The following is a 24,332-nucleotide window of genomic DNA, read 5'->3' on the forward strand; positions in this document are numbered from 1 at the left end:
GGCGTCAGCCCGCGCCGCTGGACGCCAGCAAGTCGTCGCCCGCTACGGACACCAGCGCCGGCCGCCCGACGATCAGCGGGTCCACCGAGCCGATGTGCTCCGGCCGGCGCTCCGGGTAGGGTAGCCGGTTCAGCACGAAGCGCATCGCGTTCAGGCGCGCGCGCTTCTTGCAGTCGCTCTTGATGACGGTCCAGGGCGCGTCCGAGGTGTCGCAGTGCAGGAACATGGCTTCCTTGGCCCGCGTGTAGTCGTCCCACTTGTCGAGCGAGGCCAGGTCGATGGGGCTGAGCTTCCACTGCTTGAGCGGGTGCAGCTTGCGTTCCTTGAAGCGGCGGCGCTGCTCGTCGCGGCTGACCGAGAACCAGAACTTGAACAGATGGATGCCCGAGCGCACCAGCTGGCGCTCGAACTCCGGCGTCTGGCGCAGGAACTCCTGGTACTCGGCCTCGCTGCAGAAGCCCATCACCCGCTCGACGCCGGCGCGGTTGTACCAGCTGCGGTCGAACAGCACGATCTCGCCGCGCGTCGGCAGGTGGTTCACGTAGCGCTGGAAATACCACTGGCCGCGCTCGACCTCGCTGGGCTTCTCCAGCGCGACGACGCGTGCGCCGCGCGGGTTGAGGTGCTCCATGAAGCGCTTGATCGCGCCGCCCTTGCCGGCCGCGTCCCGCCCCTCGAACAGGATGACGACGCGCGCGCCGGTCTCCTTGACCCAGGCCTGCAGCTTCAGCAGCTCCACCTGCAGCCGGTACTTCTGGCGCTCGTAGGACCGGCGCGAGAGCAGGTTGCGGTAGGGGTAGCCGCCCTGGCGCCAGTGGGGGCTGAGCTCGCCGTCGGCGTCCACCGTGTCGGGCGGCGCGACGGCCTCCTCGTGCTGGCGCAGCGCGCGCCGCAGGTGGCGCCGCTCGTCGGGCGAGCTGCCGTCCAGCAGCGTCGCCAGCTCGCCGGCCAGCACCTCGGGATGGCTTTCCTGCTGGTGGTGGCGGCGCAGCAGCTCGGCCAGGGTCTCGCTGCCCACCACCTGCTGGCGCGTCGTCGCGCGGCCGACGCGGTGCCGCTCCAGGCTGGCGGCGTCCAGCCGGGGCGGCGTGTCGCCGGCGGCGGTGCGCCGGGCGGGCGGGCGGCGGGTGTCGGGCTTGGGCGGCGGCTTGGGCATGGGGGCTGCGTCGTGGATGCGGAGCCCGCCATGCTGCGCGCCGGCCCGCGGATGCGGTTTGATCCGCGTCAAGCCGTGGCGCCCAGGAAGGCCGCCAGGCGGGCAATCTCCTCGTCCAGCGCCATCTTGAAGGCCGCCTCGCGCGGCGCGCTGCCGGCCACGTAGCCGCAGTCCACCTGCAGCCGGCCGGCCTTGACGCCGGCATTGGCCCAGCCGATGACCCGGTCGCGCCACAGCAGCGGCAGCGCATAGTGGCCGCGCACGCGCTGGGCCGCGGGCGTGTAGGCCTCGAAGCGGTAGGCCCAGCCCCACAGCAGCTCGAAGCGGCGGCGGTCCCACACCACCGGGTCGAAGGGCGCCAGCAGCCGCACCTGGCCGGGGACGCGCCAGCCGCGCGCCGGGTCCTCGCCGGCCGGCCAGTACCAGTCCGTGCCGTCCACGTGGGCGTGGGCCAGGCGCGCCTTGGCGCGCGCCAGCGTGGCGCGGCGCAGCTCGCGCCACTGCGCCGCGCCGCCGGCCAGCATGCCGACCAGCTGGGCCAGGCTGCCGGCCGGCAGCGGCGCGTACTTCTGCACCAGCGCGTCGGCCAGCGCGTCCATGGCGGCCTGCGGGTCGGGGTGGGCCTGCCAGTGCGGCGCCAGCCGGTAGACGCGGGTGCCGCTGTCGCGCCGCACCACGTCCAGCCGGCCGCGGAAGTGCAGGCCGTCCAGCAGCTCGGTGGACAGCCGGCTGTTGCCGCCGAACCAGTTCTTCACCGCCCCTTGGCCGAGCGCGGCATCCACGTCCGCCGGGTGGGCCTCGCCCAGCCGGGCCACCTCGGCCAGCACCGCGTCGGCCAGCCGCTGGCGCGGCGCGTCCCAGGCGTGGCGCGCCGTGCGCGGGTGCATCAGCGCGCGCAGCGCGGGCGTGACGAAGCCGTAGTTGATGAAGAAGTCCTCCTGCAGCGGCAGGCGCGGGTAGCGGCGCTCCAGGTCGCCGGCCCGGTAGCCCTTGACGCGGTGGCGCAGCGTCAGGTCCTGCGCGCGGGCCGGGGCGCGCAGCGGGTCGGCCTGCACGAAGCCGCCGAGCCGCTCGACGGCCTGCATGAGCGTGGTCGGGGCGAACAGGCTGCGCGCCACGGCGTGGCGGCGCAGGGATTCCAGGGCGATGCGTGGGGGCATGGGCGGGTTCCGGGCAGGGCCGGCGCAGGGTAGCAGCCCGGCCGGGGCGGGGCATGGGCGCGGCACTAGAATTGCCGGTTGCTTTGCGAGCCGCCGCCACGCGCCGTGGCGGCGGCCGCGTTTTCACCCTAGGAAATCAACGTGTTCATCTCCAACGCCTACGCCCAGGCCGCCCCGGCCGCCGCCAGTCCCGAGTCCGGCCTCCTCGGCATGCTGCCGCTGGTGCTGATGTTCGTGGTGCTCTATTTCGTGATGATCCGGCCGCAGATGAAGCGCCAGAAGGAGCACAAGGCCATGCTGGAGGCGCTCGCCAAGGGCGACGAGGTCGTCACCGCCGGCGGCGTGGTCGGCAAGGTCAGCAAGCTGGGCGACAGCTTCGTCCACGTCGAGGTGGCCACGGGCGTCGAGCTGCAGCTGCAGCGCAGCGCCATCACCCAGGTTCTCCCCAAGGGCAGCTTGAAGTAATCCGAGACAGCCGCCGGCCCGGCGCCGGCAAGGAAGTTTGCCCATGAACCGCTATCCGCTCTGGAAGTACGCGATCCTGCTCGTCGGGCTGCTGATCGGCACGCTCTACACCCTGCCCAACTTCTTCGGCGAGGCGCCGGCGGTGCAGGTGTCCAGCGCCAAGGTCACCGTCAAGGCCGACGCGGCGCTGCAGGGCCGCGTCGAGGCGGCGCTGCGGGAGGCCGGCGTCCAGGCGGACTACGTGCAGTTCGACGGCGCGTCCGTCAAGGCCCGCTTCGCCGACACCGACACCCAGCTCAAGGCCAAGGACGTCATCAGCAAGGCGCTGAACGCCGACCCGGCCGACCCGACCTACATCGTCGCGTTGAACCTGCTGTCGCGTTCGCCGCAGTGGCTGACCGCGCTGCACGCCAACCCGATGTACCTGGGCCTGGACCTGCGCGGCGGCGTGCACTTCCTGATGCAGGTCGACATGAAGGCCGCGCTGACCAAGAAGGCCGAGGCGCTGACGGGCGACGTGCGCTCCATGCTGCGTGAGAAGAACATCCGCCACGCCGGCATCAGCCGCGACGGCAACTCGGTGCTGGTGGCCTTCCGCGACGCCGAGCAGCGCAGCGCCGCGCTGGCGCTGCTGAGGGCGCAGATGCCCGAGATCGTCTGGACGCCGCGCGGCGACGGCGGCGAGCTGCAGCTCGCCGGCAGCCTGTCGCCGCAGGCGCAGGTCGCCACGCAGGAGGCGGCGCTCAAGCAGAACATCACGACGCTGCACAACCGCGTCAACGAGCTGGGCGTGTCCGAGCCGGTCATCCAGCAGCAGGGGCTGGACCGCGTCGTCGTGCAGCTGCCCGGCGTGCAGGACACCGCCAAGGCCAAGGACATCATCGGCCGCACTGCGACGCTGGAGCTGCGCATGGTGGACGACAGCACCGAGGCGCAGGCCGCGCTGAGCGGCAGCGGCCCCGTGCCCTTCGGCACCGAGCGCTTCATCGACCGCGGCTTCGGCCCCATCATCGTCAAGCGCCAGGTCATCCTGACCGGCGACAGCCTGAACGACGCCCAGTCCGCCTTCGACGAGAACCACAACCCCGCCGTCGCGCTGACCGTGGACGCCAAGGGCGCCCGGATCATGAAGGAGATCTCGCGCGAGAACATCGGCAAGCGCATGGCGATCCTGATCTTCGAGAAGGGCAAGGGCGAGGTCGTCACGGCGCCGCGCATCAACAGCGAGCTGGGCAACCGCTTCCAGATCACCGGTGCCATGAGCACGCAGGAAGCCGCCGACACCGCGCTGCTGCTGCGCGCCGGCTCGCTGGCCGCGCCGATGGAGATCATCGAGGAGCGCACCATCGGCCCGAGCCTGGGCAAGGAGAACATCGAGAAGGGCATCGCCAGCGTCACCTGGGGCTTCGTCGCCGTGGCCGTGTTCATGTGCGCGTACTACATGCTGTTCGGCCTGTTCTCGTCGCTGGCGCTGGGCTTCAACCTGCTGCTGCTGATGGCGGTGCTGTCCATGATGCAGGCCACGCTGAGCCTGCCCGGCATCGCCGCCATGGCGCTGGCGCTGGGCATGGCCATCGACGCCAACGTGCTGATCAACGAGCGCATCCGCGAGGAACTGCGCGGCGGCGCCTCGCCGCAGGCGGCCATCCACGCCGGCTACGAGCGCGCGTTCGCCACCATCCTGGACTCCAACGTGACGACGCTGATCGCGGGCCTGGCGCTGCTGGTGTTCGGCTCCGGCCCGATCAAGGGCTTCGCCGTCGTCCACTGCCTGGGCATCCTGACCTCCATGTTCTCGTCCGTCGTGTTCTCGCGCGGCCTCGTGAACCTCTGGTACGGCCGCCGCAAGAAGCTCAAGTCCCTGTCCATCGGCCAGGTGTGGAAGCCCGCGCCGGACGCCCCCGGCTCGCCCGACACGCCCGCGGCCTAAGGAACATCCGCCATGGAACTCTTCCGCATCAAACGGGACATCCCGTTCATGAAGCACGCGTTGGTCTTCAACGCGATCTCCTTCCTCACCTTCGCGGTGGCCGTGTTCTTCCTGGTCACGCGCGGACTGCACTTCTCCATCGAGTTCACCGGCGGCACCGTCGTCGAGGTGGCCTACCCGCAGGCGGCCGACGTCGCCAAGACCCGCCACACCGTCGAGCAGATGGGCTACGGCGAGATCCAGGTGCAGAACTTCGGCTCCTCGCGCGACGTGATGATCCGCCTGCCGGTGCGCCCGGGCGAGAAGCAGACCGAGGTCGTCGACGGCGTGTTCGCCGCGCTGTGCAAGGCCGAGGCCGGCACGGTCAGCCACCACCAGCAGGTCACGCCCCAGGGCGAGCAGGTGGACAAGCAGGTCTGCGCCAAGGCCGACGGCAGCGAGCCGATCAAGCTGTCGCGCTCCGAGGTCGTCGGCCCGGCGGTCGGCGAAGAACTGGCCGCGGACGCCGCCAAGGCGCTGCTGTTCACCGTGGTCGGCATCGTCATCTACCTGGCGATCCGCTTCGAGTGGAAGTTCGGCGTGGCCGGCATCATCGCCAACCTGCACGACGTGGTCATCATCCTGGGCTTCTTCGCCTTCTTCCAGTGGGAGTTCTCGCTGGCGGTGCTGGCGGCCATCCTGGCGGTGCTGGGCTACTCGGTGAACGAGTCCGTCGTCATCTTCGACCGGGTGCGCGAGGCCTTCCGCAAATACCGCAAGCTCAACACCCGCGAGGTCATCGACCACGCGATCACCTCGACGATGAGCCGCACCATCATCACCCACGGCTCCACGCAGCTGGTGGTGCTGTCGATGCTGCTGTTCGGCGGCCCGACGCTGCACTACTTCGCCGTCGCGCTGACCATCGGCATCCTGTTCGGCATCTACTCCTCGGTGTTCGTGGCCGCGGCCCTGGCCATGTGGCTGGGCGTCAAGCGTGAAGACTTGGTGAAAGCGCCCGTGAACCGCGACGACCCGAACGACCCGAACGCCGGGGCCGTCGTGTAGAGTGACTTCGGCCTCCCGCCCCGGACGCGCAGTCCCCTCCACGCCGCCATGACGCCCGCATGACCGCCGCCCGCAACCCGGCCCTGGCCGCCCAGGCGCGGCGCGTCTACCTGGAGGCCCTGGTCCGCGGCCTGGCGCCGCTGGGCGCCGCCGTCGGCCAGGGCGCGGCGCAGCTGCTCTCGCTGGCCGCGCCGAGCACCGTGATGCTGGCGCGGCGCGACGCGGTGCAGGCCTGGCAGAAGCTCGGCCCCGACTGGCAGCAGGCCGTGGCCGGCGCGCTGCGCCACGCGGCGGTCCACGGTGTCGCCGACCACTCCCGCGAGCAGGACGCCGCCGGGGCGCCGCCGGCCCGCAAGATGAGCCTGGTGGACGACTCCACCATCGAGCGCGAGATCACCAGCTCGCGGCTGGCGCTGGTCATGATGGACCGCGCCACCTGGGAGTTCACCGACCTGCGCACCCGCATGCAGGCGCTGGAGGCCCAGGACGACCTGGCGCCGCTGGACCTGCTGCGCGCCCACGTCGTCGCCCGCATCGCGCTGGACGCCTGGCACCGCGTGGGCCTGGACGCCGAAGTCTGGCAGCTGCTGCACCACGAGCTGCACGAGGAATTCGCGCAGCTGCTCAGCGAGGCCTACCACGAGGCCAACCGCTGGCTGATCGACCAGAAGGTGCTGCCCGAGGTCGACCTGCGCCCCTTCATCCGCCGCACCGCGCAGGCCGCAGCGGCGGCGACGGCCGCCGCCGTCGGCGCGGCCGCGCCGGTCCCGCCGCCGCCTTCTCCCGCCCCGCCGCCCGCCGTATCGGGCCTGGCGCCGCTGACCGCCGTCCCGGCCGGCGGCGGCGCGCTGCCGCCCGGCCCGCGCAGCAAGGCGAGTTCGCAGGCCGACGAGGTCATGGCGCAGCTGCAGCGCGTGCTGGCCCGCCATGTGCCGGGCTTCCCGGTCGCCCGCGGCCCGGCCCGGCCCGGCCCGGGTGACGGCGGCGTTGGCGGTGACGGCGGCGGCCCCGCGGCCGGCGGCGGTGTGGACGGTGGTGGCATGGGCGGCGGCGGCGCCCCGGGGAGCGGCGCCGGCAAGCCCTCGCTGGCCGCCGCGCCGCCGGCCGGCGGCGCCGTGGTCTCGCCCCGGCTGATGGGCGCGATCCGGCATGCGCAGGAATCGCTGCAGCGCCGGCCGCCGGCCCCAGCGCGCGGCGATGCAGCCGCCGACCCCAGCGCGCCGCGCCAGCTCGAGGAGATCGGCGCGCGCAGCCAGGCCTTCAAGCAGGTGCTCAAGCAGGCCGCCAGCACGCCGGCCGAGCGCGCCACCATCGAGATCGTGGCGATGATGTTCCAGAGCATCCTGACCGAGGAGCGCATCCCGGCCACGGTGCGCGTCTGGTTCGCGCGGCTGCAGATGCCGGTGCTGCGCGTGGCCGTCAGCGAGCCCGACTTCTTCGCCGCCGCCGACCACCCGGCGCGCCGCCTCATCGACCGCATGGGCGCCTGCGTGATGGGCTTCAACGCCGCCCAGCCCAGCGGCCCCGGCGCCGAGCGCGCCAGCGGCGACGCGCTGGAGCGCGAGATCAAGCGCGTCGTCCAGGTCGTCGAGGCCTACCCCGACACCGGCCGGCGCGTGTTCGCCACCGTGCTGGCCGAGTTCGAGAAGTTCCTCGACAACTATTTCCAGAACGAGAACCAGGCCTCCAAGCGCGGCGTGTCGCTGGCCCAGCAGGTCGAGCAGCGCGAGACGCTGGCCATCCAGTACACCATCGAGCTGCGCAAGATGCTGTCCGAGGTGCCGGTGCAGGACGGCGTGCGCGCCTTCCTGTTCCAGGTCTGGGCCGACGTGCTGGCCGTCACCGCCGTGCGCTCGGGCGCGCAGTCCGACATCACCAAGGCCATGAAGCGCGCCGCGGCCGACCTGATCTGGAGCGCCAGCGCCAAGGCCTCGCGCGAGGAGCGCGCCGAGGTCATCCGCCGCCTGCCGCCGCTGCTGAAGACGCTGCGCGACGGCATGAGCCACGCCGGCCTGGGCTTGGAGAAACAGGACGAGCATGTGCGCCAGCTCAACAACGCGCTGGCGGCGGCCTTCACGGCCAAGACGGCCGCCATCCCGCGCGAGCGCCTGGACGCGCTGATGGACCAGCTGGAAACGCTGGAGGCCCTGCTGCCCGACGCCGCCGACGGCGACAGCCATGTCGACGAGATGCTGGTGCGCGACCTGTCCGGCCACGAGTCCGAGGGCATGGAAGTCGTCGCCGAAGGCGGCTCCGCGCCGACGCCGGCCATGGTCGCCTGGGCGCGCGAGCTGCAGGTGGGCGGCTGGTTCATGCTGGACTACCGCGGCCGCAACGAGCAGGCGCAGCTCGCCTGGCGCGGCCTGCGCAAGCAGCTGGCGCTGTTCGTCACGCCGCAGGGCCGCGGCGTGCTGTTCTCGCTGAACCGCATGGCCGCCTTCCTGCAGGCCGGCCTGCTGCTGCCGGCGCAGGACGAATCGCTGACCGTGCAGGCCACGCGCCAGGCGCTGGCCAAGCTGGACGCCGATCCGCAGCAACTGCTGAATTGACAAGGGCGCCAGCGGCGCCCTCGTTCAGTGGATCAGCCGGTCTTCCGGCGCGACGAAGAGTTCGTCGAGGATCAGCGCGTCGGGCTCCTCGCCCAGGCTCCAGAACACCATCAGCACGATGATCTTCAGGTCTTCCAGGTCCATCGGGTTGCCGCCGATGGCCATGGCGCGGTCGATGACCATCTCGCGCATCGGCCCGGGCAGCACGCCGGCCGATTCCAGGAAGCTGATGAAGCCGATCGACGCCTCGCCCAGGTGCTCCACCTCGGCGGCGGCGTAGACGCGCATCGCGTGGGCGCTCTGCTCGGCCTGGCAGGCGGCGCCGGCCGCGGCCAGCCCGTCCAGCCAGGACAGCGCTTCCTGGATCTCGTCGTTCTCGAAGCCCACCGCCGTCAGCTTGCGCGCGAGCTGCGCATGGTCGGGGCAGGCGTCCGGGCGCCAGTAGGTCTCGTAGAGATAAACCAGGACATCGAACATCGTGCGGGGGATGATAGCCCAGCGCCCGCGCCGCCCCGGCCGCGAATAACCCCGGGGATCGGCCCTTCAACCCCGCTTGCGGCGCTGGAACAGCTGGCCGGCCAGGCGGGCCACCTCGCCGTCCAGCTCCAGCGCCAGCAGCGCTGCGCTCAGCTCGGCGGCCGGCCAGCCGCAGCGGGCCATCAGCGCGTCCAGGCTGACCGGGTCGTGGCCCATCGCGTCCAGCAGCGCCTGCTGCTCGTGCGGCGTTTCTTCGGGGGCGGTCAGCGCGGCCGCCGGGGTGGCGCCGGGCGGCGGCAGTTCCTCCAGCACGTCCTCGGCCGATTCGACCAGCTTGGCGCCCTGGCGGATCAGCGCATGGCAGCCGCGCGCCTGCGGCGAGTGGATGGAGCCCGGGATGGCGAACACCTCGCGCCCGGCCTCGGCCGCCAGCCGGGCCGTGATCAGCGAGCCCGACTGGACGGCGGCCTCCACGACCAGGCAGCCCTGGGCCAGCCCGGCGATGATGCGGTTGCGCCTGGGGAAGTTGGCAGGCAGCACCGGCATGCCCAGCGCGTAGTCGCTGACGATCAGGCCGCCGGCCGCCAGCAGGCGGGCCGCGAGCGCTTCGTTGCGGCGCGGGTAGACCTGGTCCAGCCCGGTGCCGACGACGGCGATGGTGGCGCCGGTGGCGTCCAGCGCGCCCTCGTGGGCGGCCGCATCCACGCCCAGCGCCAGGCCGGAGACGATGGTGTAGCCGGCCCGGGCCAGCGCGCGGGCGAAGGCGCGGGCGTTGTCGGCGCCCTGTGCGGTCGGGTTGCGGCTGCCGACGATGGCCAGCGACGGCGACGCCAGCAGCTCGCGGCGGCCCTGCAGCCACAGCAGCAGCGGCGGGTCGGCGGTGGCGAGCAGGCGGGGTGGGTAGTCGGGGTCGCCCAGCGCCAGCAGGGCGTGGCCCGGCTCGGCCAGCCAGGCCTCGGCGTGGGCGGTCAGCGTGGCGAGATGGTCCGGCGGCGTGGCGAAGGCCTCGCGCTGCCGGGGCGGCAGCGCCTGCTCCAGCGCGGCGGCGGGCAGCTGGAACACCGCCTCCGGGCTGCCCGCCATCGCCAGCAGCCGCCGAGCGGCGCCGGGGCCGACGCTTTCGGTCAGCCGCAGCCAGGCGGCCAGCTCGGACGCGGCGAGCATGTCAGCCGCCACCGGGCCGGGTGCGCGCGCGTTCAGCGCCGCGCGGCTGGACGGGGGGCTGCATCTTCAGGGCTGGGTGAACCGGTCGCCCGCCTTGACGGGCTCCTTCACCGAGATGATCAGCGCATAGGACACGCGCTCGTAGACCTCGAAGACGAACAGCACGCCGTGGCGCTCGTCGGGCAGCTTGATGGCCTCGGGCCGGTCGCCGGTGCGGTCGACGGCGGCCTCGCCGTGGCGCCACAGCGCGAACACGTGGCCGCGCTCCACGCCGTCGCGCCGGCCGCGGTTCAGCGCCACGATCTGGTTCTGCCCCGCGTTCAGCGCCTCGCCGTAGACGGCCGCGATCTGACCCGCCAGCGGCTGCTCGGGCGCGTGCGGCACATAGCGTTCGAGGTTGCGCTGCGGCGCCGGGGCCAGGCGGTCGCCGATGCCGACTTCCTGCCGGGCCTGCTTGATCGTCAGCGTGGCCGGCACGGCCTCGGCCTTGCCGTCGGCACGCGGGCGGCTCTCGGCGGGGCGCAGCAGGTCGGCCGTGCCGACATAGGGCGCCTCGTAGCCCAGGATTTCCTGGGTGGCCGGGTCGCGCAGCGGCCGCGCGGTGCGGAAGATGCGGAAGTCCGTCGCGCCGCCGAAGTCGCCGCGCGCATAGGCCAGGTCGCCCCGGCCCAGGATGACGTGGCCCTCCTGCGCGGCGACGATGCGCGGCGCGTGGGCCAGCACGTCGGTGTCGAAGACGACCGCGTCGGTCAGGAAGGGCTGGATCAGGTGCAGCGGGATGGTCGGGATGGGGTTGCCGTCCAGCGGCGACACGCGCATCTGCGGGCTCAGCCTGACGGTGCCGTCCGCGCCGACGCGCTGGCCCAGCTGCAGCCGCGCGCGGCCGTCGCCCTTGACCAGCACCAGCACCTGGCCGGGGTAGATCAGGTGCGGGTTGCGGACCTGATCGCGGTTCATGCCCCACAGCTCGGGCCAGCGCCACGGGCTCTTCAGGAACAGCCGCGAGATGTCCCACAGCGTGTCGCCGGGCACGACGACGTGCTGGTCCGGCGCGTCGGGCGCCAGCTCGGACAGCGGCACGCCGGCGCTGGCGACCTGCTCGGCCACGTGGCGCTGCTGCGGCGTGACGGGCAGGGTGCCGGCCTGCGCCCAGGCCGTGCCCGTGGCCAGGGCGAGGCAGGCCGCGAGGAGCGGGAAGTGGGCGGGGCGGGCAGCGGGCATCGGGCGCGGTCTCCGAGGGGATTGCCGGATCGGCGAAAATCCGGGCCATTCTGCCCGCATTCAATCCGGCCGGCTGTGCACCAGTGCGCGCGAACCGCGCCCCGCAGCCGCCGGCCCCATCCCATGGCCCGACTCCCCATCCTCCGCTTTCCCGACCCGCGCCTGCACACGGTCGCCCAGCCCGTGGCGGCCGTGGACGCGCGCATCCGCCAGCTCGTCGACGACATGCTCGACACCATGTACGCCGCCGACGGCGTGGGCCTGGCCGCCACGCAGGTGGACGTGCACGAGCGCGTCATCGTCATCGACACCTCGCAGGAGCGCGACACGCCGCGTGTGCTGATCAACCCCGAGCTGGTGCGCACGAGCGAGCGCATGGTCGAGGGCGAGGAGGGCTGCCTGTCCGTTCCGCAGATCTACGACAAGGTGCCGCGCCATGCCGAGGTGACCGTGCGCGCCACCAACCGCGACGGCGAGGTCTACGAGTTCGACGCCGACGGCCTGCTGGCCGTGTGCGTGCAGCACGAGATGGACCACCTGATGGGCAAGGTGTTCGTCGAATACCTCAGCCCGCTCAAGCGCGACCGCATCAAGACCAAGATGATCAAGAAGACGCGCGAGGAGGAGGCCGAGGCCAAGAAGCGCAGCCAGCGGCTGTGACGGCCCGCGCGATGAGAGTCGTCTTCGCCGGAACGCCCGAGTTCGCCGCCGTCGCGCTGGACGCGCTGCTGGCCGCCGGCTTCACCGTACCGCTGGTGCTGACCCAGCCCGACCGCCCGGCCGGGCGCGGCTTGAAGCTGCAAGCCTCGGCCGTCAAGCAGCGCGCCGCCGCGGCGGGCCTGGCCGTCGCGCAGCCGCAGGGGCTGAAGCTCGACGGCAGGTACGCCGCCGACGCGGCCGCCGCGCGCGCGGCGCTGCAGGCGGCCGACGCCGACGTGATGGTCGTGGCCGCCTACGGCCTGATCCTGCCGCAGTGGGTGCTGGACCTGCCCCGGCGCGGCTGCCTCAACATCCACGCCTCGCTGCTGCCGCGCTGGCGCGGCGCCGCGCCCATCCACCGCGCCATCGAGGCCGGCGACGCCGAGACCGGCATCACCATCATGCAGATGGACGCCGGGCTGGACACCGGCGACATGCTGCTCACCGGCCGCGAGCCCATCGGTGCCGGCGACACGACGGCCACGCTGCACGACCGGCTGGCCGCGCTGGGCGGGCGGCTGATCGTCCAGGCGCTGCGGGCGCCGGCGCTGGCGCGCACGCCGCAGCCGGCCGAGGGCGTCAGCTACGCCCACAAGATCGACAAGGCCGAGAGCGCCATCGACTGGACGCGGCCGGCCGCCGAGATCGAGCGCCGCCTGCGCGCGTTCGATCCCTTCCCGGGCGGCGTGGCGACGCTGGCGGGCGAGGCCGTGAAGGTCTGGCGCGCCGAGATCGCCGACGGCCGCGGCGCGCCGGGCGAGGTCATCGCGCCGGGGCCGGTCGTCGCCTGCGGCGAGGGCGCGCTGAGGCTCACCGAGCTGCAGCGCGCGGGCGGCAAGCGCGGCCCCGCGGCGGCCTTCCTGCAGGCGCGGCCTGTGGCGGTGGGCGAGCGCTTCGACCCGACTTGAAATCCGGCGGACGTGGCACCATCTGCCCGTCGTCGCCCATCCCAGCCCCTACCGGAGACCGCTGCCATGTTCAACCTCGTGAAGACCGCCATCCTGATGGCCGCCATCACGGCGCTGTTCATGGCCGTCGGCGGCATGATCGGCGGCCGCAGCGGCATGATGGTGGCGCTGCTGGTGGCCGTCGGCATGAACTTCTACAGCTACTGGTTCTCCGACAAGCTGGTGCTGAAGATGTACAACGCCCGCGAGGTGGACGCCTCGTCCGCGCCGCAGTTCTACGGCATGGTGCGGGAGCTCAGCGCACGCGCCAAGCTGCCGATGCCGCGCGTCTACCTGATCGACGAGGCCGCGCCCAACGCCTTCGCCACCGGCCGCAACCCCGAGCACGCGGCCGTGGCCGCCACCACCGGCATCCTGCGCGTGCTGTCCGAGCGCGAGCTGCGCGGCGTCATGGCCCATGAGCTGGCCCACGTGGCGCACCGCGACATCCTGATCAGCACCATCAGCGCGACCATGGCCGGCGCGATCTCCATGCTGGCCAACTTCGCCGCGTTCTTCGGCGGGCGCGACGAGCACGGCCGGCCCGCGAACCCGATCGCCGGCATCGCCGTGGCCATGCTGGCCCCGCTGGCGGCCGGGTTGATCCAGATGGCCATCAGCCGCGCGCGCGAATTCGAGGCCGACCGCGGCGGCGCCGAGATCTCCGGCGACCCGGCCGCGCTCGCGTCGGCGCTGGACAAGATCCACCGCTACGCGCAGGGCATCCCGATGGCGCCGGCCGAGGCCCACCCCGAGACGGCGCAGATGATGATCATGAACCCGCTGTCCGGCGGCGGGCTGCGCGGGCTGTTCTCCACCCATCCGTCCACGGAAGAGCGGGTCGCCCGCCTGATGGCGATGGCCCGCGGCGCCCAAGGCTGATTCAAGTTCGCGCCGCGGCGGCCGATACCTGAGCCCATGAAGCGTCTCGTCCTCCTCACGCTGCCGGTGCTGGCCGCCCTGTCCGGCTGCGAGCGGCTGGGCATCGACGACCCCGTCAAGGTGGCCGCCGCCAAGGAGGCCGAGGCCAAGGCCATCGGCAGCGCCTGCCGGCACGCGGTGCGCGCCATCGAGGACTGCTACGTGCTGAACCCCAAGGCGCAGAAGGCCGCCATCTACGCCGGCTGGCGCGAGATGGACGAGTACATGCGCGAGAACAAGCTCGAAGGCGTGGCCCCCGTGGTGCCGCGCCCCAGCACCGCCAAGCCGCCGCCGCCCGCCGCCGACGCCGACGCCGACGCCCAGGCGGACGCGCAGCCGGAAGCCCAGGCCGACGCGCCGGCCGACAAGGCGCGGCACTGAGCGACTCGCCTGGGCGGCGCGGGGCCGTCGCGCCCAGCCGCATCTCGGGCCGCGGTTTCCGCGCACCGTCGCGCCGCGCTCGGCGGCCGGTGCCGCGGCCGGCAGCATGAGGGCCATCAACCTTTCGATGGAGCCCGCCATGCACACCGCCTCGTCCCGCCGCCTGTTTTCCGCCGCCGCCCTCGCGGGCCTGGCCGGCGCCGTCCTCGTCGTCTGCGGCCCGGCCCAGGCCTGGGGCTGGAGGTCCGGCGAGCGCGTGTCCGGCAACGGCGACCTCGCCACCGAGGCCCGCGACACCGGCGCGTTCGACGCCGTGACGCTGAGCGGCGGCTTCAACGTCGTCATCCGCCAGGGGGCGTCGCACAAGGTGGAGGTCCGCGCCGACCGCAACCTGCTGCCCTACCTGGAGACCCGCGTGGTCGAGGGCGGCAAGGGCCGCACGCTGGAGATCGCGCCCCGGCGCGGCGTGAGCCTCTCGCCGTCCAGCCATCCCAGCTTCACGCTGGAGATGCCGGCGCTGCGCGCGGTGGCCGTGGCCGGCTCGGGCACGGTCAAGGTCGAGGCGATGAAGGTGGCAGGCGTGGATGCGGCCATCGCCGGCTCCGGCGACATCCGCTTCGCCAACCTGGACGCCGAGCGCCTGGGCATGAAGGTCGCCGGCAGCGGCGACATCGTCGCGGCCGGCCGCTGCGGCGCCACCACCGTGTCCATCTCCGGCAGCGGCGACGTGAAGGCCGCCGACCTGGCCGCGGCGGACGTCAAGGTCAGCATCGCCGGCAGCGGCGGCGCGCAGGTGCAGGCCAGCCGCACGCTGAAGGTGTCCATCGCCGGCAGCGGCGACGTGCGCTACGCCGGCTCGCCCGAGGTCTCCAGCTCGGTGGCCGGCAGCGGCACGGTCCGCCGCATCAACTGACCCGCCGCCGTCGCTGGCGGGACGGCGGCGGGCCGCGGCCTGCGCCGAGAATGGCGGCATGAGTCTTCCCGCCAGGCTGCGCGCGCTCGCGGTCGACCCCGATTTCCGAGCCGGCGCGCGCGACATGGCCTCCCCCTCGCTGGGGCTGGCCGCCTGGGGCCTGGTGACCGGCGTGGCCATGGTCAAGAGCGGCCTGGGCCTGCCGCTGGCCTTCGGCATGTCGCTGCTGGTGTTCGCCGGCAGCGCGCAGCTGACCGCGCTGCCGCTGATCGCCGCCGGCGCGCCGCTGTGGGTGCTGCTGGCCACGGCGTTCTGCGTGAACCTGCGCTTCGTCATCTTCAGCGCGCAGTGGCGCCACTACTGGGGCCACCTGCCGCTGTGGCAGCGGCTGCGCAATGCCTATTTCGCGGCCGACCTGAACTTCGTCTACTTCGTCCGGCGCTGGCCCGACCCCGTGCCGGCGCCGGGCCAGCAGCGCTATTTCTGGGGCGGCGTGGCGGTGAACTGGCCGGCCTGGCAGCTCACCTCCTTCACCGGCATCCTGCTGGCCGACCGCATCCCCACGCACTGGGGCCTCGGCTTCGCGGGCGTGCTGGCGCTGCTGGGGCTGGCGTACTCGCTGCTGGCCGAGAAGATGCTGTGGTGGGTGGCGCTCACGGCGGCCGCCGTGTCCATCGCCACCTACGCGCTGCCGCTCAAGCTCAACATCCTGTGCGCCATCGTCGCGGCGGGCGCGGTGGGGTGGTGGCTGGAGGCCCGCCAGGCGAGCAATGCGCAAAAGGCGCGGGAGGCGCGGCGATGAGCGAGGCCATGACCTGGACCGCGCTCGTGGGCCTGGCCGGCGTCACGGTGCTGACGCGCGGTTTCTTCCTGCTCGGCGAGCGGCCGCTGCCCCTGCCGGGCTGGCTGCGCGAGCTGCTGAAGATGGCGCCGCTGGCGGCGCTGGTCGCCGTGGTGGCGCCGGAGGTGTTCATGACGCAGGGCCAGCTCATCACCACCTGGCAGGACCCGCGCTGGCCCGCCGCGCTGGCGGCCACGGCCTACTACTTCCGGCGCCAGGGCATCCTCGGCACCATCGTCGTCGGCATGGCGGTCATGCTGGCGCTGCGGCTGGGGCTGGGCTGGTGAGCGGGCGGCGAGAATCGCGGCCGTCTTTTCCGGTTTCCCAACTCCCTTCCGCACGACCATGAACGTCATCCGCTTCTCCGACCTGATCGCCGCCGGCCAGGTGGCCGGCCAACGCGTCTTCATCCGCGCCGACCTCAACGTGCCGCAGGACGATGCCGGCCACATCACCGAGGACACCCGCATCCGCGCGTCGCTGCCCGCGATCCGGATGGCGCTGGATGCCGGCGCGGCGGTGATGGTCACCTCCCACCTGGGCCGCCCGACCGAGGGCGAGTTCAAGCCCGAGGACTCGCTGGCGCCCGTGGCCGCGCGCATGGCCGAGCTGCTGGGCCGCCCGGTGCCGCTGAAGGCCGACTGGGTGGACGGCGTCGCCGTGCAGCCGGGCGAGCTGGTGCTGCTGGAGAACTGCCGCGTCAACAAGGGCGAGAAGAAGTGCGACGACGCGCTGTCGCGCAAGCTCGCCGCGCTGTGCGACATCTTCGTGCATGACGCCTTCGGCACCGCCCACCGCGCCGAGGCCACCACCTACGGCATCGCCAAGTACGCCAAGGTCGCCTGCGCCGGCCCACTGCTGGCGGCCGAGATCGACGCCATCACCAAGGCGCTGGCCAACCCGAAGCGCCCGCTGGTGGCCATCGTCGCGGGCTCCAAGGTGTCGACCAAGCTGACCATCCTGCAGAGCCTGGCGAGCAAGGTGGACGGCCTGATCGTCGGCGGTGGCATCGCCAACACCTTCATGCTGGCGGCCGGGCTGAAGATCGGCAAGTCGCTGGCCGAGCCGGACCTGCTGGACCAGGCCCGGGCCGTGATGGCCGCGATGGCCGCGCGCGGCGCCGAGGTGCCGATCCCGGAAGACGTGGTGACGGCCAAGACCTTCGCGGCCGGCGCCACGGCCGCCGTCAAGGCCGCCACCGACGTGGCCGACGACGACCTGATCCTCGACATCGGCCCCAGGACCGCCGCCAAGCTCGCCGACAAGCTGCGCGCCGCCGGCACCATCGTCTGGAACGGCCCGGTGGGCGTGTTCGAGTTCGACGCCTTCGCCCAGGGCACCGAGACCATCGCCCGCGCCATCGCCGAGAGCCTGGCCTTCAGCATCGCCGGCGGCGGCGACACGCTGGCGGCGATCGCCAAGTACGGCATCGAGAAGGATGTGGGCTACATCTCCACCGGCGGCGGCGCCTTCCTGGAGGTGCTGGAGGGCAAGACGCTGCCGGCGTTCGAGATCCTCGGCCGGCGCGCGGCGGCTTGACCACGAATTCACGCCCGCGCCCGCGCGCATCTGCCTTGCGCCACCCGGTGATGGCCACAATGGCCTGATGGTTCTGCGCTGGCTGCTCGCCCTGCTCGTCGTCGCGACGCTGGTGGGGCTGTACGCCAACGAGCACTGGATGACCCGCCGGCTGCTGCTGGACGGGCGCAGGCCGGGCCAGCTACTGAAGGTGCAGAGCGACCGCCACGACGGCGGCCGCAGCGAGGCCTGGCTGCAGCGGCTGCCGTCCGGCGGCGCCGACATGCGCTGCGAGCTGCGCCCCGGCTATGCGTGGCCGTACTGCGAGCTGCAGGTCGCCATGGAGGGGCGGGATCTCGATGCCGGTGCCTTTCGGCTCATCCGGCTGTGGTTGCGGGCCGAGGGCCCGACGCAGGAGGGCGGCCCGGCACAGGTGCGCGTCTTCCTGCGCCACTTCGACCCGGCCTATTCGCGCTCCGGCGGGCTGGTGGACCTGAAGCCGCACGAGGTCGTGCTCACGCCTGCCGCCCAGCCCCAGCCGGTGGAGCTGCGGCCCTCGCAGTTCATGGTCAGCTCCTGGTGGTCGCAACGCTACCCGCTGCCGGTGCCGCTGATGGGGCCGCAACTGGACCGGGTGCGCGTCTTCGGCATCAGCACCGGCGGGCAGGCCGCGCCGGGCATCCACCGCATCCGGCTGGAGCGGGTCGAGCTGGTCGGCCACTGGGTGGCGCCCGAGACCTTCCGGCTGGGTCTGGTCGGGCTGTGGATGTTCAGCCTGCTGGGCTACCTGGCCTGGGAGGCCTGGCACACGCGCCGCCGGCTGCACAGCTCGGTGCGGCGCTCGCATGCGCTGGAGGAGATGGCGCTGCGCGACCCGCTCACCCAGGTGGCCAACCGCGACGGGCTGAACCACGAGCTGGACCTGCTGCTGCAGGTGCAGGGCGACATGGCCTTCCCGCTGTCCGTGGTGTTCCTCGACGTGGACCACTTCAAGGCCGTCAACGACACCCATGGCCACGAGACGGGCGACCAGGTGCTGGCGCTGCTGGCGCGGACGCTGCGCGCCAACCTGCCGCGCGACGACATGGTGGCCCGCTGGGGCGGCGAGGAGTTCGTCGTCGCGATGCCGCAGACGCCGGCCCACGAGGCCGCCGTCGTGGCCGGGCGGCTGCGCGAGGTGTTCGCCCGCGCCGCGTGGCCGGCCGGCCTGCGGGTGACGGCGAGCTGGGGCGTGGCCCAGGCCGGCGGGCCGGCGGAGATGGAGGCCGCGCTGCGCGAGGCCGACCAGGCCATGTACCGCGCCAAGCGCGAGGGGCGCGACCGCGTGGTGGTGGCCGCTACATAGATCACGAAGCGTCCGGCGCCGCCGGCGGCTGAAACCCGACGTAACCTCGCGGTTTCCCCTTTGGAGACCCAGCCGCATGGAAAACAACGACGCTCCCTTCGCGCCCGAGCTGGCGCCGGCCGAGGCCTCGCTGCGCGAGGCCGCGCTCGACTACCACCGCGCCCCCGTGCGCGGCAAGATTTCCGTCACGCCGACCAAGGCGCTGTCCAACCAGCGGGACCTGTCGCTGGCCTACTCGCCGGGCGTGGCCTACCCCTGCCTGGACATCGAGCGCGACCCGCAGCTCGCGGCCGAGTACACCTCGCGCGGCAACCTGGTGGGCGTCATCACCAACGGCACCGCGGTGCTGGGCCTGGGCGACATCGGCCCGCTGGCGGCCAAGCCGGTCATGGAAGGCAAGGGCTGCCTGTTCAAGAAGTTCGCCGGCATCGACGTGTTCGACATCGAGCTGGCCGAGCGCGACCCCGACAAGCTCATCGACATCATCGCGGCGATGGAGCCCACGCTGGGCGGCGTCAACCTCGAGGACATCAAGGCGCCCGAGTGCTTCTACATCGAGCGCGAGTTGAGCAAGCGCATGAACATCCCGGTGTTCCACGACGACCAGCATGGCACGGCCATCATCTCGTCGGCCGCGCTGCTGAACGGGCTGGAGCTGGTGGGCAAGGACATCGGCCAGGTCAAGGTCGCCGTGTCGGGCGCGGGCGCGGCGGCCATCGCCTGCCTGGACGTGATGGTGGGCCTGGGCGTGCGGCGCGACAACGTGTTCGTCTGCGACTCGCGCGGCGTCATCCACAGCGAGCGCGAGGACGCCCGGGCCGGCCGGCTGGACGAGTCCAAGCAGCGCTACTGCCAGGTCACGGCGGCGCGCACGCTGGCCGACGTCTGCCTGGGCGCGGACGTGTTCCTCGGCTGCTCCGCCGCCGGCGTGCTCTCGGCCGACATGGTCAAGGCCATGGCGCCGCAGCCCATCATCCTGGCGCTGGCCAACCCCGAGCCGGAGATCCGCCCCGAGCTGGCCAAGGCCGTGCGGCCGGACTGCATCGTCGCCACCGGCCGCAGCGACTACCCGAACCAGGTCAACAACGTCCTGTGCTTCCCCTACATCTTCCGCGGCGCGCTGGACTGCGGCGCCACCAAGATCACCGAGGGCATGAAGCTGGCCTGCGTGCGCGAGATCGCGGCGCTGGCCAAGGCCGAGACCAGCGATGAAGTCGCCGCCGCCTACGCCGGCCAGCAACTGGCCTTCGGCCCCGACTACCTGATCCCCAAGCCCTTCGACGCGCGGCTGATCCTGCGCATCGCGCCCGCCGTCGCGGCGGCCGCGGCCGCCGACGGCGTGGCCACCCGCCCGGTGCCGGACCTGGACGCCTACCGCCAGTCGCTGGAGCGCTTCGTCTACCAGACCGGCATGTTCATGCGCCCGGTGTTCGCCGCGGCCAAGGCGGAGAAGGCGCGCGTCATCTACCCCGAGGGCGAGGACGAGCGCGTGCTGCGCGCCGTGCAGGTGGCGCTGGACGAAGGCCTGTGCCGGCCGACGCTGATCGGCCGCCCGGCCGTGCTGGCCGCGCGCATCCAGCGCGCCGGCCTGCGCCTGCGGCTGGGCGAGGACGTGGCCGTCATCGACCCCGAGGACGACCCGCGCTTCCGCCAGTACTGGGAGGCCTACCACCAGCGCATGAAGCGCAACGGCGTGACGCCCGAGATGGCCAAGTCCGCGGTGCGCCGCTCCAACACCGCCATCGGCGCGCTGGCCATCCAGCTCGGCGACGCGGACGCGATGATCTGCGGCATGGTGGGCCGCTTCGACCGCCACCTGGAGCAGGTCGCCGACCTCATCGGCCTGCGCCCGGGCGCCCGCCAGTTCGCGGCGATGAACGCGCTGATGCTGGACAAGATGACGCTGTTCATCGCCGACACCTTCGTCAACGACGACCCCGGCGCCGAGCAGCTGGCCGACATCGCCGCCATGGCCGCCGACGAGCTGCGCCGCTTCGGCCTGCCGCCCAAGCTGGCCTTCGTCAGCCACTCGATGTTCGGCTCCAGCACGCGGCCCTCGGCGCTGAAGATGCGCCGTGCCTACGAGCTGTTCGCGCAGGCCCACCCCGAGGTGGAGTGCGACGGCGAGATGCACGGCGACGCGGCGCTGTCGGAGAGCGTGCGCCAGGTCTTCATGCCCGACAGCCCGCTCACCGGCGCGGCCAACCTGCTGGTGCTGCCGACGCTGGACGCGGCCAACATCCTGTTCAACGTGCTGAAGATCAGCGCCGGCCAGGGCGTGACGGTGGGCCCCATCCTGCTGGGCGCGGCGGCGCCGGTCCACATCCTGACGCCCTCGGCCACCGTGCGCCGCATCGTCAACATGACGGCGCTGGCGGTTGCGGACGTGCGCGAGGCGCGGGCCGCGAAGGGCTGAACTGCGCCAGCGCCACGCCGGCCAGGATGACGCCGGCGCCCAGCAGCTTGGGCAGCGTGAACCGCTCGCCGCCCCACAGCCAGGCGGTGAGGCCGGCGACCAGCGGCATCAGGTAGAGCAGCGGCGCGGTGCGTGCCACGCCGTGCCGGTCGTTCGCCCAGCCCCAGGCCAGCCAGCCCAGGAAGCCGCCGCCGATGACCTGCCAGGCCGTGCCCGTCCACACCCACGCGGGTTGCGCGGCCCAGTCCAGCGCGGCCAGCTGCGGCGCGCACCACAGCAGCAGCGGCGGCGTGCACACCAAGCTGCCGTAGCCCAGCACCGTGACGCCGCCGTGGTGCTGGATCAGCGGCTTGCTGGCGACGGTGTAGTAGCTGAACAGCGACGCGGCCACCAGCAGCGTCAGGTCGCCCAGGCCGGCGCGCCAGTCGGCGGCCAGCAGCTTGTCGGACGTGAACAGCAGCGCGCCGCAGGCCGCCGCGGCGACGCCGGCCACCTGGCCGCGCGACAGCCGCTCCAGGCCGCTGAAGCGCAGGATCAGCAGCGTGAACACCGGCCCGCAGGCCAGCAGCACGCTGGCGCTGAACGCGGTGGAGCCCTGCATGCCGCAGGCCGCCAGCAGCAGGTGCAGGCCCTGGCCGATCAGTGTCAGCCGCACCAGCGGCCACAGCTCGGCGCGGTCCAGCCGTGGCCAGCGCAGGCCGAAGCGCCAGCACAGCAGCGCCACGGCGCAGAACGGCATCAGCAGGTAGCGCAGCCCGATGAAGCCCACGGCCCCGACCTGGCCGTACAGCGCCTTCTGCAGCGGGAAGTTCAGGCCCCAGACCAGCACGACGGTCAGTGCCGCCAGCAGCGGCAGCGAATTCACGGAAGCAGGTCGGGACATGGGCTCGGGGCGGGTGGACGCGGGATTGTCCATGCCGCCCGCAGCTGAAACGCGATGAAACTCCGCGTGGGCCGCGCGGCCCATAATTCCCCGCCCTCCCTGACCCGTCGAGACCGCCCATGACCCGCGCCAGCAAGATCGTCGCCACCCTCGGCCCCGCCTCCAACACCCCGGAGGTGCTGGAGCAGATGATCCGGGCCGGCGTCGACGTGGTGCGGCTGAACTTCTCGCACGGCAAGGCGCAGGACCACATCGACCGCGCGACCATGGTGCGCGCGGCGGCCGAGCGGGTCGGCAAGTCCGTCGCCATCATGGCCGACCTGCAGGGGCCCAAGATCCGCGTCGGCAAGTTCGAGGGCGGCAAGGTCGAGCTGGTGCCCGGCGCCAAGTTCATCCTCGACGCCGACCGCGCCGAACCCGGCACGCAGGAGATCGCCAGCCTCGACTACAAGGAGCTGCCGCGCGACGTGAAGCCCGGCGACACGCTGCTGCTCAACGATGGCCTGCTCGTGCTGACCGTGGACGCCGTGCGCGGCGCGCAGGTGCACACCACCGTCAAGCTCGGTGGCGAGCTGTCCAACAACAAGGGCATCAACAAGCAGGGCGGCGGCCTCACGGCCCCGGCGCTGACGGCCAAGGACATGGACGACATCAAGACCGCGATGTCCTTCCAGTGCGAGTACCTGGCCGTCAGCTTCCCGAAGAACGCGACCGACATGGAGATGGCGCGCCAGCTCGCCAACGTGGCCGGCGAGCCCTGGCGGCACAAGCCGGCCATGATCGCCAAGATCGAGCGCTACGAGGCCATCCCGCACCTGGAGGCCATCCTGAAGGCCAGCGACGGCATCATGGTCGCGCGCGGCGACCTCGCCGTGGAAGTGGGCAACGCCGCCGTGCCGGCGCTGCAGAAACGCATGATCAAGCTCGCCCGCGAGCTGGACAAGGTCGCCATCACGGCGACGCAGATGATGGAGTCCATGATCGTCAACCCGGTGCCGACGCGCGCCGAGGTCAGCGACGTGGCCAACGCCGTGCTCGACGGCACCGACGCGGTAATGCTGTCCGCCGAGACGGCGGCCGGCAAATTCCCGGTCGAGACCATCGAGCAGATGGCCGCGATCGCGCTGGAGGCCGAGCGCGCCGAGTTCGTCACGCTGGACACCGACTTCGCCGGCCGCCAGTTCGGCCGCATCGACCAGAGCATCGCGATGGGCGCGCTGTTCACGGCCCATCACCTCGGCTGCAAGGCCATCCTGGCGCTGACCGAGTCGGGCTCCACGGCGCTGTGGATGAGCCGCCACCGCATCAACGTGCCGATCTTTGGCCTGACGACGACGCAGCAGAGCCAGCGCAAGATGGCGCTCTACCGCAACGTGCAGCCGCTGCTGATGCCCAAGTTCGACGACCGCGACGCGGCGCTCGCGGCGGCCGAGAAGCTGCTCATCGAGCGCGGCGTGCTGATGCCGGGCGACACCTACGCCATCACCTGCGGCGAGCCGATGGGCTACCCGGGCGGCACCAACATGCTGAAAGTCTGCCGGGTGGCCTAGAAAGCTTCTTGAGCGCGGCGGCGGCGCAACAGCAGCACTCCCAGCCCGCCGGCCAGCAGCGCCCAACTGGCCGGCTCGGGCACGGCCGAGGTCATGAACTGGCCGGAAGCGGAACTGGTGGTCACACCGTCAGGCAGCGTCCAGTTGAAGTGCAGCGTGTTGCCGAAGTCGGCGCTGGCATGGGGCGCGTCCGCATAGGGCGGTGCGAAGGCCGACGTTGACAGCTCGGCAAAGATGAACACCGTGGTGTTGCCCAGCGGGATGGCCAGCTCGTCACCCAGCACCGTGGTGCCCGAGGTGAGCGCCACCGCTGGCGCGTAGTAGTCCAGGCGGTTGAAGAAGTCGGGCTGGGCATAGCCGACGTAGAACCGCGCCGACGCCTGCGCGTTCTGCGTCAGCGTGCCATCGATGCTGACACTGAGCTGGGCCAGGCCCAGGTTCTGGCCGTTGCTGAAGGTCACCGTGTCCCAGTAGCGGGCGACTGACTGGGCGCCGCTGGTGCTGTGGCAGGACGGGCACGGCGTGGCGCTGGAGGCGGCGTGCAGGGTGCCGTCGCCCAGCCCGGCCATGGCCCAGGCATAGGAGTATTTGTAGTACGAGGGCGCGTTGGCCATGGCCGAGAAGCTGCCTTCGCCGCCGTTGCGCACGCCGCCCGTGGAGCCGGCGTAGGCACCGTAGCTGGGCGCAGCGGCGTGTGCGGTGACGGCCAGCGCGGCCAGGGCAAGGGTGATCAGGGTCTTCATGGTGTT

General features: G+C 72.5%; 22 protein-coding genes. 15 read left to right on the plus strand and 7 right to left on the minus strand.

The features are described 5' to 3' along the window. Positions 1-4 precede the first annotated feature (4 nt). Both ppk2 and QM788_RS00740 read right to left on the minus strand, forming a co-directional pair. A complete protein-coding gene (ppk2, locus tag QM788_RS00735; protein WP_415659572.1) occupies positions 5-1,156 on the minus strand; it encodes a polyphosphate kinase 2 in 1,152 nt (383 codons plus the stop codon). Between the two features lie 68 nt (positions 1,157-1,224). After that, positions 1,225-2,316 (minus strand): DNA glycosylase AlkZ-like family protein, encoded by a 1,092-nt coding sequence (locus QM788_RS00740; RefSeq protein ID WP_415659573.1) that lies wholly within the window; start codon positions 2,314-2,316, stop codon positions 1,225-1,227. A 141-nt stretch (positions 2,317-2,457) separates the two neighbouring features. Between QM788_RS00740 and yajC the strand changes: the two genes are divergently transcribed. The 4 genes from yajC to QM788_RS00760 are packed head-to-tail and all read left to right on the plus strand — an operon-like array spanning position 2,458 to position 8,307. After that, positions 2,458-2,781, plus strand: coding sequence for a preprotein translocase subunit YajC (gene yajC, locus QM788_RS00745; RefSeq protein WP_415659574.1), 324 nt, complete (start codon positions 2,458-2,460; stop codon positions 2,779-2,781). A gap of 43 nt (positions 2,782-2,824) precedes the next feature. Continuing rightward, the gene (gene secD, locus QM788_RS00750) at positions 2,825-4,711 is read left to right on the plus strand and encodes a protein translocase subunit SecD (protein WP_415659575.1); all 1,887 of its coding nucleotides are present in this window, start codon (positions 2,825-2,827) and stop codon (positions 4,709-4,711) included. Between the two features lie 12 nt (positions 4,712-4,723). Next, entirely contained in the window at positions 4,724-5,758 is a 1,035-nt protein-coding gene (secF, locus tag QM788_RS00755; RefSeq protein WP_415659576.1) for a protein translocase subunit SecF, read from the plus strand. Positions 5,759-5,817: 59 nt separating this feature from the next. Beyond that, the gene (locus QM788_RS00760; protein WP_415659577.1) at positions 5,818-8,307 is read left to right on the plus strand and encodes a DUF1631 family protein; all 2,490 of its coding nucleotides are present in this window, start codon (positions 5,818-5,820) and stop codon (positions 8,305-8,307) included. Positions 8,308-8,331: 24 nt separating this feature from the next. Here the strand turns inward: QM788_RS00760 and QM788_RS00765 are convergent, their stop codons facing one another. The 3 genes from QM788_RS00765 to QM788_RS00775 form a co-directional block, all read right to left on the minus strand. Next, positions 8,332-8,784 carry a DUF494 family protein gene (locus QM788_RS00765; RefSeq protein ID WP_415659578.1) on the minus strand — a complete coding sequence of 151 codons (453 nt, stop codon included), beginning with the start codon at positions 8,782-8,784 and terminating at the stop codon, positions 8,332-8,334. 66 nt (positions 8,785-8,850) lie between these two features. Further along, positions 8,851-9,948: a DNA-processing protein DprA gene (dprA, locus tag QM788_RS00770; RefSeq protein WP_415659579.1), complete on the minus strand. Its 1,098-nt coding sequence runs from the start codon at positions 9,946-9,948 to the stop codon at positions 8,851-8,853. 66 nt (positions 9,949-10,014) lie between these two features. Continuing rightward, positions 10,015-11,169, minus strand: coding sequence for a LysM peptidoglycan-binding domain-containing protein (locus QM788_RS00775; RefSeq protein ID WP_415659580.1), 1,155 nt, complete (start codon positions 11,167-11,169; stop codon positions 10,015-10,017). 123 nt (positions 11,170-11,292) lie between these two features. Here QM788_RS00775 and def point away from each other — a divergent pair, with 123 nt between their 5' ends. From def to QM788_RS00825, 10 genes are all read left to right on the plus strand, one after another. After that, entirely contained in the window at positions 11,293-11,829 is a 537-nt protein-coding gene (gene def / locus QM788_RS00780) for a peptide deformylase (RefSeq protein ID WP_415659581.1), read from the plus strand. Positions 11,830-11,840: 11 nt separating this feature from the next. After that, the gene (fmt, locus tag QM788_RS00785) at positions 11,841-12,776 is read left to right on the plus strand and encodes a methionyl-tRNA formyltransferase (RefSeq protein WP_415659582.1); all 936 of its coding nucleotides are present in this window, start codon (positions 11,841-11,843) and stop codon (positions 12,774-12,776) included. Positions 12,777-12,842: 66 nt separating this feature from the next. Then, positions 12,843-13,697 carry a zinc metalloprotease HtpX gene (gene htpX, locus QM788_RS00790; RefSeq protein ID WP_415659583.1) on the plus strand — a complete coding sequence of 285 codons (855 nt, stop codon included), beginning with the start codon at positions 12,843-12,845 and terminating at the stop codon, positions 13,695-13,697. Positions 13,698-13,733: 36 nt separating this feature from the next. Then, positions 13,734-14,117 (plus strand): hypothetical protein, encoded by a 384-nt coding sequence (locus QM788_RS00795; RefSeq protein WP_415659584.1) that lies wholly within the window; start codon positions 13,734-13,736, stop codon positions 14,115-14,117. A gap of 139 nt (positions 14,118-14,256) precedes the next feature. After that, positions 14,257-15,030: a head GIN domain-containing protein gene (locus QM788_RS00800; protein WP_415659585.1), complete on the plus strand. Its 774-nt coding sequence runs from the start codon at positions 14,257-14,259 to the stop codon at positions 15,028-15,030. A 58-nt stretch (positions 15,031-15,088) separates the two neighbouring features. Next, positions 15,089-15,832 (plus strand): AzlC family ABC transporter permease, encoded by a 744-nt coding sequence (locus QM788_RS00805; protein ID WP_415659586.1) that lies wholly within the window; start codon positions 15,089-15,091, stop codon positions 15,830-15,832. Between the two features lie 8 nt (positions 15,833-15,840). After that, entirely contained in the window at positions 15,841-16,158 is a 318-nt protein-coding gene (locus QM788_RS00810; RefSeq protein WP_415659587.1) for an AzlD domain-containing protein, read from the plus strand. 58 nt (positions 16,159-16,216) lie between these two features. Then, the gene (locus QM788_RS00815; protein WP_415659588.1) at positions 16,217-17,410 is read left to right on the plus strand and encodes a phosphoglycerate kinase; all 1,194 of its coding nucleotides are present in this window, start codon (positions 16,217-16,219) and stop codon (positions 17,408-17,410) included. A gap of 67 nt (positions 17,411-17,477) precedes the next feature. Further along, positions 17,478-18,734 carry a GGDEF domain-containing protein gene (locus QM788_RS00820; RefSeq protein WP_415659589.1) on the plus strand — a complete coding sequence of 419 codons (1,257 nt, stop codon included), beginning with the start codon at positions 17,478-17,480 and terminating at the stop codon, positions 18,732-18,734. A 76-nt stretch (positions 18,735-18,810) separates the two neighbouring features. Then, entirely contained in the window at positions 18,811-21,150 is a 2,340-nt protein-coding gene (locus tag QM788_RS00825) for an NADP-dependent malic enzyme (protein WP_415659590.1), read from the plus strand. On the opposite strand, the gene QM788_RS00830 is transcribed toward QM788_RS00825, so the two are convergent. Next, on the minus strand, positions 21,092-22,033 hold the full coding sequence (locus QM788_RS00830; RefSeq protein ID WP_415659591.1) for a DMT family transporter: 942 nt from the start codon (positions 22,031-22,033) through the stop codon (positions 21,092-21,094). The two genes, QM788_RS00825 and QM788_RS00830, sit on opposite strands and share 59 nt — an antisense overlap. Before the next feature lie 119 nt (positions 22,034-22,152). Between QM788_RS00830 and pyk the strand changes: the two genes are divergently transcribed. Beyond that, positions 22,153-23,583, plus strand: a complete 1,431-nt coding sequence (gene pyk, locus QM788_RS00835; protein WP_415659592.1) for a pyruvate kinase — start codon at positions 22,153-22,155, stop codon at positions 23,581-23,583. On the opposite strand, the gene QM788_RS00840 is transcribed toward pyk, so the two are convergent. Continuing rightward, entirely contained in the window at positions 23,580-24,326 is a 747-nt protein-coding gene (locus QM788_RS00840) for a PEP-CTERM sorting domain-containing protein (protein ID WP_415659593.1), read from the minus strand. The genes pyk and QM788_RS00840 overlap by 4 nt on opposite strands. Positions 24,327-24,332: the final 6 nt, after the last annotated feature.

Origin of the sequence: Roseateles sp. (assembly GCF_047654785.1) — a bacterium.
Classification (GTDB): domain Bacteria; phylum Pseudomonadota; class Gammaproteobacteria; order Burkholderiales; family Burkholderiaceae_C; genus Pelomonas.

Excerpts from the sequence above, each read along its gene's own strand:
- ppk2 (WP_415659572.1), bottom strand. The coding sequence starts at position 1,156 with ATGCCCAAGCCGCCGCCCAAGCCCGACACCCGCCGCCCGCCCGCCCGG.
- QM788_RS00740 (WP_415659573.1), bottom strand. The coding sequence starts at position 2,316 with ATGCCCCCACGCATCGCCCTGGAATCCCTGCGCCGCCACGCCGTGGCG.
- secD (WP_415659575.1), top strand. The coding sequence starts at position 2,825 with ATGAACCGCTATCCGCTCTGGAAGTACGCGATCCTGCTCGTCGGGCTG.
- secF (WP_415659576.1), top strand. The coding sequence starts at position 4,724 with ATGGAACTCTTCCGCATCAAACGGGACATCCCGTTCATGAAGCACGCG.
- QM788_RS00760 (WP_415659577.1), top strand. The coding sequence starts at position 5,818 with ATGACCGCCGCCCGCAACCCGGCCCTGGCCGCCCAGGCGCGGCGCGTC.
- QM788_RS00765 (WP_415659578.1), bottom strand. The coding sequence starts at position 8,784 with ATGTTCGATGTCCTGGTTTATCTCTACGAGACCTACTGGCGCCCGGAC.
- dprA (WP_415659579.1), bottom strand. The coding sequence starts at position 9,948 with ATGCTCGCCGCGTCCGAGCTGGCCGCCTGGCTGCGGCTGACCGAAAGC.
- QM788_RS00775 (WP_415659580.1), bottom strand. The coding sequence starts at position 11,169 with ATGCCCGCTGCCCGCCCCGCCCACTTCCCGCTCCTCGCGGCCTGCCTC.
- def (WP_415659581.1), top strand. The coding sequence starts at position 11,293 with ATGGCCCGACTCCCCATCCTCCGCTTTCCCGACCCGCGCCTGCACACG.
- fmt (WP_415659582.1), top strand. The coding sequence starts at position 11,841 with ATGAGAGTCGTCTTCGCCGGAACGCCCGAGTTCGCCGCCGTCGCGCTG.
- htpX (WP_415659583.1), top strand. The coding sequence starts at position 12,843 with ATGTTCAACCTCGTGAAGACCGCCATCCTGATGGCCGCCATCACGGCG.
- QM788_RS00795 (WP_415659584.1), top strand. The coding sequence starts at position 13,734 with ATGAAGCGTCTCGTCCTCCTCACGCTGCCGGTGCTGGCCGCCCTGTCC.
- QM788_RS00800 (WP_415659585.1), top strand. The coding sequence starts at position 14,257 with ATGCACACCGCCTCGTCCCGCCGCCTGTTTTCCGCCGCCGCCCTCGCG.
- QM788_RS00805 (WP_415659586.1), top strand. The coding sequence starts at position 15,089 with ATGAGTCTTCCCGCCAGGCTGCGCGCGCTCGCGGTCGACCCCGATTTC.
- QM788_RS00810 (WP_415659587.1), top strand. The coding sequence starts at position 15,841 with ATGACCTGGACCGCGCTCGTGGGCCTGGCCGGCGTCACGGTGCTGACG.
- QM788_RS00815 (WP_415659588.1), top strand. The coding sequence starts at position 16,217 with ATGAACGTCATCCGCTTCTCCGACCTGATCGCCGCCGGCCAGGTGGCC.
- QM788_RS00820 (WP_415659589.1), top strand. The coding sequence starts at position 17,478 with ATGGTTCTGCGCTGGCTGCTCGCCCTGCTCGTCGTCGCGACGCTGGTG.
- QM788_RS00825 (WP_415659590.1), top strand. The coding sequence starts at position 18,811 with ATGGAAAACAACGACGCTCCCTTCGCGCCCGAGCTGGCGCCGGCCGAG.
- QM788_RS00830 (WP_415659591.1), bottom strand. The coding sequence starts at position 22,033 with ATGTCCCGACCTGCTTCCGTGAATTCGCTGCCGCTGCTGGCGGCACTG.
- pyk (WP_415659592.1), top strand. The coding sequence starts at position 22,153 with ATGACCCGCGCCAGCAAGATCGTCGCCACCCTCGGCCCCGCCTCCAAC.
- QM788_RS00840 (WP_415659593.1), bottom strand. The coding sequence starts at position 24,326 with ATGAAGACCCTGATCACCCTTGCCCTGGCCGCGCTGGCCGTCACCGCA.